The sequence below is a fragment of the Klenkia sp. PcliD-1-E genome (assembly GCF_024124375.1).
Lineage (GTDB): Bacteria > Actinomycetota > Actinomycetes > Mycobacteriales > Geodermatophilaceae > Klenkia.
In genome coordinates, this window is record NZ_JAMXRZ010000150.1 from 1 (window position 1) to 8,903 (window position 8,903).

Below are 8,903 nucleotides of genomic sequence, written 5' to 3' on the forward strand. Positions count from 1 at the left end.
CCGGCGCAGGACGGCGACGACCACCCCGGCCGCGACGGCCAGCACCAGGCCCGGCAGGCCGCGGGGCACCCCGGCCGCGATCGCCGGGCGGGGCAGCAGCAGGTCCACGGCGTGCCCGGCCAGCAGCGCGGCACCCACGACGAGGACGGCGGTGGTGGCCTGGCGGTCCCCCTCGGGGGTGCGGCCCAGGGCCAGCAGCACGGCGGGCGCGGTGACGGCGCACAGCAGCAGCAGGACGCCCGCGAGGGAGGCCACCAGGTAGCGACGGGGCGCGGGCCGGGCCATCTGGTGCAGCACGCAGACCAGGAACCCCGGACCGAGCACCAGCAGCAGCGAGCCCAGGCCGGGCCGCTCGGGCAGCCCGAGCAGCAGGTCGGCACCCACCGCGGCGGCCGCGCCGATGGCCAGCGAACCGAGGAACCCGCGGATCCCGGTGGCCAGCACCCAGGCGGCGACCAGGGCCAGCTGCAGCACGGCCACCGCCACGACCCGGCCGGTGTCGCCGAGCACGAGCGGGAGACCGGCCAGCAGGCCGGTGGCGACCAGCACGCACCCGGCGGCCGGCAGGTGGTGCGCGGTGCGCGACAGCTCGACCGGCGCGGTGGTGCGGCTCATCGCCGCGCCGGCTCGGGGACGGCGGCGCGGGTCACCGGGTCATCGTCGCAGAGCGGGTCCCGGCCGACGGCCTCCCGCGCCCAGCGGCCGACCCGCTCGGCCAGCGGGCCGGTCATCCCGTTCTCGGCGTGGCCCATGCCCGGCACCACCCACACCGTGGCGGCCGGTCCCGCGGCACGGGCCAGCAGGTGGAACTGCTCCAGCGGGAAGTAGGCGTCGCGGTCCCCGTGCACCAGCAGGAGCGGGGTGGGCGCGATCCCGCTGACCAGCTCCACCGGCGAGGGCGGGTTGACCGGCCACGGCGCGGCCAGCCGGACACCCATCACCCGCGCGCCGAGCCGACGGCCGACGGCCGTCTCCAGCAGCCAGTGCACCCGGCGCATCGGCACGGTGTCGCGGACGAACCAGCGGCTGACCGCGCTCACGCCCACCACCGCGTCGGGCCGGTGCGCGCCGAGCACCGCCTGGCGCAGCACCGCCCCGCCCCCCATCGACAGGCCCACGGTCACCACGGTCGTGGCGCCGTCGGCCCGGGCGGCGAGGACCGCGGCGTCGACGTCGAGCAGCTCGGGGTCCCCGCCCGCCCCGGACGCCCCGCCGGAGCGGCCGTGCCCGCGGAAGTCCAGCCCGCGGACCTCGCCGAACCGGCTCAGGTACCCGGCCAGCCGGAGGAACGGCGCCCGGGCGGTGGAGTTGGTGAACCCGTGGGCCAGCACGAACGTCAGCGGCCGTCCATCTGCCGGCAGTGGACGGGGCAGCGCGGGCGGGACCACGATCCCGTGCAGGACCACGCCGTCCTCCGTGCGGACGGTCACGTCACGGTGGCGCAACGGCGGGGTCACACGGCGCCTCACGTCCGATAGTCTGCCCTCTCCCGCGACACCGGTGTCGACGCCACCTGTGAGGAGACGGCATGCGGCTCGTGCTCATGACTTCCGCCCGTCAGGCGACCACGGAGGTCCTGCCTGCGCTGGGGTTGCTCGCCCACCAGGTCCGGGTCGTCGCCCCGGAGCTGTCCAGCCTGCTCGACGGCGACGCCGGCGACGTGGTGCTGGTCGACGCCCGCCACGACCTGGTCTCGGCCCGCACGCTGTGCGCCCTGCTGTCCTCCACCGGCGTGGCCGCCTCGCTGGTCGCCGTGCTGTCGGAGGGGGGCCTGGTCGCGCTGTCGGCCGACTGGGGCGTCGACGACGTCGTCCTCGACACCGCCGGACCGGCCGAGGTCGACGCCCGCCTGAAGTGGGCCACCGCCCGCCGGCAGGCCACCAGCGCGCCCACCGCCGCCGACGACGGCGGGGTCACCAAGGCCGGCGAGCTCGTCATCGACGAGCACAGCTACTCCGCCAAGCTGCGCGGCCGCCCGCTCGACCTCACCTACAAGGAGTTCGAGCTCCTGAAGTACCTGGCCCAGCACCCGGGCCGGGTGTTCTCCCGCGCGCAGCTGCTGCAGGAGATCTGGGGCTACGACTACTTCGGCGGCACCCGCACCGTCGACGTCCACGTCCGCCGGCTGCGGGCCAAGCTCGGCACCGAGCACGAGGCCCTGATCGGCACGGTCCGCAACGTCGGCTACAAGCTCGACCAGCAGGTCGCCGACGCCACGGCCGCGGCCAACGTCGCCGCCGAGACCACCGACGAGCCGGTCGTCTCCTGACCGCTGACCCCCGCCCGGTCGTCGCGCAGCAGCTGACCGGCGCCGAGCTCGACGACGTCCTCGCCCTGCTGCGCGCGGCGGCTGCGGCCGACGGCGTGCGGCCGCTGAGCGAGGAGGCCGAGCTGCGGCTGCGGCACGGCGGGCCCGACGACGGCCGCGACGTGCTGGTCGGCCACGACGACCGTGCCGCGGCCTACGCCCGCCTGGACCGGGACGCCGAGGGCTGGCAGGCCGAGTTCGTCGTCCACCCCGACCTGCGCCGGCGGGGCCTCGGCGCTGCGGTGGCCGCGGAGCTGGAGGAGCTGGCCGGGGACGAGCGGCTGGCGGTGTGGGCGCACGGCGAGCTCCCGGGCTCCACGGAGCTGGCCACCGCCCGCGGCTGGACCCGGGCGCGCACGCTGCTGCAGATGCGCATGCCGCTGACCGAGGTCGACCCGGACCCCTCCCCCGCCCTGCCCGACGACGTCGTCGTCCGGCCCTTCCGGCCCGGGGTGGACGAGGACGCCTGGCTGGCGGTCAACGCCGCGGCCTTCGCCCACCACCCCGAGCAGGGCGGGATGACCCGCCGCGACCTCGACCTGCGCGAGGCCGAGGACTGGTTCGACCCGGCCGGGTTCCTGCTGGCCTGGCGCACCGGGCCGGACGGCGAGGTGCTGCTGGGCTCGCACTGGACCAAGGAGCACCCCGTGGGCGAGGCCGCCGACGAGGCCGTCGGCGAGGTGTACGTCCTGGGCATCGCACCGCAGGCGCAGGGCCTGCGGCTGGGCCGCGCGCTGACCGACCTGGGCCTGGCGCACCTGCGCAGCCGGGGCCTGGGTGAGGTGCTGCTCTACGTCGAGGCCGACAACACCGCGGCGGTCTCCCTCTACGAGAAGTCCGGGTTCACCCGGTTCTCCGCCGACGTGCAGTGGCACCGCGAGGCCCGCCGCGCCTGACGGCGCGCCCTCGTTCACCTGGTCGTCGGCCGCGGTCCGTCGCGGTGTGTCGCAGACCTCCGCCGCCGTTCACCCCGCGTTCACCGACGCAGCCAGATCCGTCCACCTGCGCTGCCTAGCGTCCTCCCCGTTGGACCCCACTGCCCGGCACCGACGTCCGGGCACCACCGGAAAGGCACTGAGTTGAAGCTCAGCACCAAGACGCGCGCCGTGACCCTGTCCGCGGCGTTCGCCAGCACCCTCGCCCTGGCCGCCTGCGGCGCCTCGAACGAGGGCGGGAACTCCGGCTCGACCGGCGCCGCCGGCGACAGCCAGGAGCAGCTGAGCGGCACCCTCGTCGGCGCCGGCTCCTCCGCCCAGCAGGCCGCGATGCAGGGCTGGACCGCCGGTTTCTCCTCGCTGCAGCCCGACGTCACCGTCAACTACGACCCGGTCGGCTCCGGCGGCGGCCGCGAGCAGTTCCTCGCCGGCGGCACCGACTTCGCCGGCTCGGACGCCGCGCTCTCCGAGGACGAGCTGAGCCAGGCCGAGGAGCGGTGCGGCAGCGACGGCGTCTTCGAGCTGCCGGACTACATCTCGGCCATCGCCGTGGTCTACAACCTGCCCGGCGTCGAGGACCTGAACCTCTCGCCGACCACCCTGGCCAGCATCTTCACCGGTGCGATCACGACCTGGGACGACCCGGCCATCGCCGCGGACAACCCGGACGCCTCGCTGCCCTCGACCTCGATCACCCCGGTGCACCGGGCCGACGACTCCGGCACCACGAAGAACTTCACCGACTACCTGGCGCAGACGGCCCCCGACGTGTGGACGAACGAGGCCGACGGCGAGTGGCCGCTGTCCGGTGGCGAGGCCGCCAACCAGACCTCCGGGATGGTCTCGGCCGTCCAGGCCGGCGAGGGTGCCATCGGCTACGCCGACGAGTCGCAGGCCGGTGACCTGGGCATCGCCAACATCGGCGTGGGCGGGGAGTTCGTGGCCCCGTCGCCGGAGGCGGCCGCGGCCGTGGTCGAGGGTTCGGACGTGCAGTCCGGCCGCGGCGAGTACGACTTCGCCTACGACATCAACCGCACGACCGACAACCCGGACGAGTACCCGATCGTCCTGGTCAGCTACCACATCGGCTGCATCTCCTACGACGACGCGACCCAGGCCGACCTGCTCAAGGCCTTCCTCGGCTACGTGATCAGCGAGGACGGCCAGCAGGCCGCCGCCGACGCCGCCGGCAGCGCGCCGATCTCCGACGGGCTGCGCGAGCAGGCCCAGACCGCGGTCGACGCCATCACCTCCGGCAGCTGACGCCCGGCGGACGGCCCGGACGCAGAACGCGTCCGGGCCGTTCGCACGTCGACGACGCGGTCGACGACCCCCACACTTCCTGCACCACCCCCCACGCCCGCACGGAGTCCAGGTGACCTCGCTCGACACCCAGCGCCGCAAGGACGCCCAGCCGTCCAAGCCCGTCCGCAGCCCCGGTGACCGGACCTTCGCCGGGTTGTCCACCGGCGCCGGCATCCTCATCCTGCTCGTGCTCGCCGGGGTGGCCGCCTTCCTGGTCGCGGAGTCCCTGGACGCCATCTCCGCCCCGGCCCAGGACGTCCCCGGCGGCGAGGGCGTCTGGTCCTACGTCGGACCGCTCGTCTTCGGCACGTTGATCGCAGCGTTGATCGCCCTGCTGGTCGCCACCCCGCTCGGTGTGGCCATCGCGCTGTTCATCACCTACTACGCCCCGAAGCGGATCGCCGCGACGCTGGGCTACCTGATCGACCTGCTCGCCGCGATCCCCAGCGTGGTCTACGGCTTCTGGGGTCTCGCCGCGCTGGCCCCGGCCCTGGTGCCCTTCTACGCCTGGGCCGCCGAGCACCTGTCGTTCATCCCGTTCTTCGCCGGCCCGGCCTCGGCCACCGGCCGGACGATGCTCACCGCCGGCCTGGTGCTGGCGATCATGATCCTGCCGATCATCTCCGCGATCTCCCGCGAGGTCTTCTCCCAGGCCCCGGCCCTGCACCGCGAGGCCGCCCTCGCCCTCGGCGCCACCCGCTGGGAGATGATCAAGATGGCGGTGCTGCCCTACGGCAAGTCCGGTGTCATCGGCGGCTCGATGCTGGGCCTGGGCCGCGCGCTCGGCGAGACCCTCGCGGTCGCCATCGTGCTGTCGGTCTCCGGCGGCGTCACCTTCAACCTGATCAGCTCGTCGAACCCCTCCACGATCGCGGCGAACATCGCGCTGCAGTTCCCCGAGTCCACCGGGCTGGGCGTCAGCACGCTGATCTTCAGCGGTCTGGTGCTGTTCGTGATCACCCTCGCGGTCAACATGCTCGCCCGGTACGTGGTCAACCGCCGGGCCGACTTCTCCGGAGCGAACTGATGACGACCACGGCCCCCACCCGCCCCGAGGCCCCCGAGCCCGAGGCCCCCGCCGTCCGTACCCGGCGCGGGTTGCCCCGGTTCGGCGGCACCGGGCTCTTCGTGGTCGGCCTCGCCCTCGCCGGCCTGCTGACCGCGCTCTCCGGGTGGTCCTGGGGGCTGTTCGCCGTCTACGGCGTCGTCCTCGGCACGCTGGTCACCTTCGTCGTCTCCCGGGCCGTCGAAGGCCGACGCAAGGCCACCGACCGGCTGGTGACCTGCCTGGTCAGCTCGGCCTTCGCGATCGCGATGGTGCCGCTGGTCTCGCTGGTGTACACCGTGGTCAGCAACGGCATCGCCCGGCTGGACGGCACCTTCTTCTCCAACTCGATGGTCGGCGTGGTCGGCGAGGGCGGCGGCGCCTACCACGCGATCATGGGCACGCTGATCATCACCGCCCTGGCGGCGCTGATCTCGGTGCCGGTCGGGCTGCTGGCCGCCATCTACCTGGTCGAGTACGGCCGCGGCCGGCTCAAGAAGGCGCTCACCTTCTTCGTCGACGTGATGACCGGCATCCCCTCGATCGTGGCCGGTCTGTTCGCCTACGCGTTCTTCGTCATCTTCTTCGGCCCCGGCGTCCGGTTCGGCCTGGGCGGTGCGGTCGCGCTGTCGGTGCTGATGATCCCGGTCGTCGTCCGGTCCGCGGAGGAGGTCCTCAAGCTCGTGCCCAACGAGCTGCGCGAGGCCTCCTACGCGCTGGGCGTGCCCAAGTGGCGCACCGTCACCAAGGTCGTGCTGCCCACCGCGATCGCGGGCCTGGGCACCGGGGTGACCCTGGCCATCGCCCGCGTGATCGGCGAGACCGCCCCGCTGCTGGTGATCGTCGGCATCACCGCCGCGACGAACGTCGACCCCTTCGACGGGCGCATGGCCACCCTGCCGGTCTTCGCCTACTACCAGCTCACCCAGCCCGGCGTCCCGCCGCAGTTCGGCATCGACCGGGCCTGGACAGCGGCTCTCGTGCTCATCATCATCGTCATGGCCCTCAACGTCGTGGCCCGCCTGATCAGCCGCTTCTTCGCCCCCAAGACCGGTCGCTGACCGAGGAACCAGGAGTAAAGGACCAGACATGGCCAAGCGCATCGACGTCTCGGACCTGGACATCTTCTACGGCAACTTCAAGGCCGTGGAGGGCGTCAACGTCTCGATCGAGCCGCGCAGCGTCACCGCGCTGATCGGGCCCTCCGGCTGCGGCAAGTCCACCTTCCTGCGGTCGCTGAACCGCATGCACGAGGTGATCCCCGGCGCCCGCGTCGAGGGCAAGGTCGTCATCGACGGCCAGGACCTCTACGGCTCCGACGTCGACCCGGTCGACGTCCGCCGCCAGATCGGCATGGTCTTCCAGCGGCCCAACCCGTTCCCGACCATGTCCATCTACGACAACGTGGTCGCCGGCGTCCGGCTCAACGCCCGCAAGATGAAGAAGAGCGACCTCGACGACCTGGTGGAGTCCTCGCTCAAGGGCGCCAACCTCTGGAACGAGGTCAAGGACCGCCTCGACCGGCCCGGCTCGGGCCTGTCCGGCGGCCAGCAGCAGCGGCTGTGCATCGCCCGCGCCATCGCCGTCCAGCCCGAGGTGCTGCTCATGGACGAGCCCTGCTCGGCCCTGGACCCCATCTCGACGCTGGCGATCGAGGACCTGATGACGGAGCTGAAGGACCGCTTCACCATCGTCATCGTCACCCACAACATGCAGCAGGCCGCCCGCGTGAGCGAGCAGACCGGCTTCTTCAACCTCAACGGCGTGGGCCAGCCCGGGCGGCTGATCGAGTTCAACCCGACCGAGAAGATCTTCTCCAACCCCGATCAGAAGGCCACCGAGGACTACATCTCGGGCCGCTTCGGCTGAGGAAGGTCCCCCTCCACCCCAGGAGCCCCCGTCGACCGTGCGGTCGGCGGGGGCTCCGTCGTGTGCGGGCGGTCAGCCGCAGGTGGCGGTGGGGGGCTGCGCAGGGAGCGGGGTCTCGGGGACGGCGGCCCCGACGGCGACCGGCGCGACGGCGAGGTCGGGGCTCGCCACGACCAGTTGCACGCCGGTGCCGGGCGTGGTGGTCGGCTCGAGCGCCGCACCCGGGACGGCGGCGGCGACCGTGCGGGCCGCCTCCAGCGCGTCGGGGGCGTAGCGCACCAGGCTGGTGGGCACCGCGGCCGGCTCGATGCCCATCGGCCCGGGCACGAAGCCCTGCGCGGCCAGGGCCGCCATGGTCTGCGCGCCCGCACCGGTGGCCGGGTCGGCGGTGTCGCCGGTGGCGTCGAGCACCGACAACGTGACGCTGCTGGGCGGCAGGGTGACGCTCGCATCGGTCCCGCTGGCCGGCGTCGCGGCGGCCTCCTCGGGCGCCGGCGGGGGCAGCTCGCCGGTCCGGATGACCGAGTCGAACAGGTCGCGGGTCGCCGTGCCGTCGAGCACCACCGCGGCGGTGGTGCTGCCGGCGGGCAGGTAGCCGACCCGCGCGACGGGGAGCTCGGTGCGCTCCACGGCTTCCGCCGGCAGGGACCGCAGCGTGCCGGCGAGCGTGCGGAGCTCGGCGAGCGAGGTGTCCTCGTCGGTGGTGGCGACGTCGGCCGCGCCGGTGGCCAGCGACACCGCCCGCAGGGGGTTCAACAGGGTCGTGGCCGAGGCCTCGGGCAGGGCGTCGGTGGGGCAGGACGACGGGACGCCGTCCCCCGCCCGGCCGAGGTCCACGTCGAGGTAGTGGTCCACCCGCAACCCGGACAGCTGCTGCACCGCGCGCACCAGGCAGGAGGGTCCACCCTGCGCCAGCGCCTGGACCAGCGGCTCGGTCGTCGGCTGCCGCACCTCGCCGTCCGCCGCGCGGCACTCGGGGGTGTCCACCAGGGCCGTCGACGGCAGGTCGAGCACCGTGGCCCGCCCGCCGTCCCCGGCGACGCGGACCAGCGAGGCGCTGACGGCGGCCGGGCCGGCCTCGCCGGGCGCCCCGGTGCCGAGCACGAGCCAGGTGGTCGCGCCGGCCTGCAGCTGCGGCGCGAGGACCTCGGGTGCGGTCGGCGCGAGAGCTGCCACCCGGTCCACCGAGCGGTCGGCGTAGACGTAGAGCCCCGCGTAGAACCCGCCCACGAGGACGACGAGCGCGGCCACCGCGACGGCGACGCGGACCAGCCGCCGCTGCCGGGGGCCGAGCGCGGCCCACTTCTCCGCCCGGGTGCGGGGCACGGGCCCGGGCACCGGCACGGTCAGGCCGGGGATGGGGGGCAACGGCGCCGCCGTGCGCAGCCCCGGCAGCGGCGGGACCGGGGCGGACGGGCGCGTGCTGCCGGTACCCGGCAGG

At 74.3% G+C, this 8,903-nt stretch carries 8 protein-coding genes and 1 pseudogene; 6 read left to right on the forward strand and 3 right to left on the reverse strand.

What is annotated here, in order from left to right:
• Positions 1 to 615 (reverse strand): annotated as a pseudogene (locus NH342_RS20420) (hypothetical protein); the annotation flags it as partial.
• Positions 612 to 1,430: a S9 family peptidase gene (locus NH342_RS20425; protein WP_253017768.1), complete on the reverse strand. Its 819-nt coding sequence runs from the start codon at positions 1,428 to 1,430 to the stop codon at positions 612 to 614. The pseudogene NH342_RS20420 and the gene NH342_RS20425, both read right to left, overlap by 4 nt.
• Before the next feature lie 98 nt (positions 1,431 to 1,528).
• Here NH342_RS20425 and NH342_RS20430 point away from each other — a divergent pair, with 98 nt between their 5' ends.
• The 6 genes from NH342_RS20430 (at position 1,529) to pstB (ending at position 7,462) form a co-directional block, all read left to right on the forward strand.
• On the forward strand, positions 1,529 to 2,269 hold the full coding sequence (locus NH342_RS20430; RefSeq protein ID WP_253017770.1) for a response regulator transcription factor: 741 nt from the start codon (positions 1,529 to 1,531) through the stop codon (positions 2,267 to 2,269).
• Positions 2,270 to 2,301: 32 nt separating this feature from the next.
• Positions 2,302 to 3,204, forward strand: coding sequence for a mycothiol synthase (gene mshD / locus NH342_RS20435; RefSeq protein ID WP_374209493.1), 903 nt, complete (start codon positions 2,302 to 2,304; stop codon positions 3,202 to 3,204).
• A gap of 183 nt (positions 3,205 to 3,387) precedes the next feature.
• Positions 3,388 to 4,506: a phosphate ABC transporter substrate-binding protein PstS gene (gene pstS / locus NH342_RS20440; protein WP_253017772.1), complete on the forward strand. Its 1,119-nt coding sequence runs from the start codon at positions 3,388 to 3,390 to the stop codon at positions 4,504 to 4,506.
• Positions 4,507 to 4,618: 112 nt separating this feature from the next.
• Positions 4,619 to 5,575: a phosphate ABC transporter permease subunit PstC gene (gene pstC, locus NH342_RS20445; RefSeq protein ID WP_253017774.1), complete on the forward strand. Its 957-nt coding sequence runs from the start codon at positions 4,619 to 4,621 to the stop codon at positions 5,573 to 5,575.
• Entirely contained in the window at positions 5,575 to 6,654 is a 1,080-nt protein-coding gene (pstA, locus tag NH342_RS20450) for a phosphate ABC transporter permease PstA (protein WP_253017776.1), read from the forward strand. The genes pstC and pstA overlap by 1 nt, the downstream gene beginning before the upstream one ends.
• 28 nt (positions 6,655 to 6,682) lie before the next feature.
• Entirely contained in the window at positions 6,683 to 7,462 is a 780-nt protein-coding gene (gene pstB, locus NH342_RS20455) for a phosphate ABC transporter ATP-binding protein PstB (RefSeq protein WP_091061034.1), read from the forward strand.
• A 72-nt stretch (positions 7,463 to 7,534) separates the two neighbouring features.
• Here the strand turns inward: pstB and NH342_RS20460 are convergent.
• On the reverse strand, positions 7,535 to 8,903 hold a 1,369-nt coding region (locus NH342_RS20460), incomplete at its 5' end, for an LCP family protein (protein ID WP_308200718.1).

Coding starts and splice junctions, on each gene's coding strand:
- NH342_RS20430 (WP_253017770.1), top strand. CDS start 1,529: ATGCGGCTCGTGCTCATGACTTCCGCCCGTCAGGCGACCACGGAGGTC.
- pstA (WP_253017776.1), top strand. CDS start 5,575: ATGACGACCACGGCCCCCACCCGCCCCGAGGCCCCCGAGCCCGAGGCC.
- pstB (WP_091061034.1), top strand. CDS start 6,683: ATGGCCAAGCGCATCGACGTCTCGGACCTGGACATCTTCTACGGCAAC.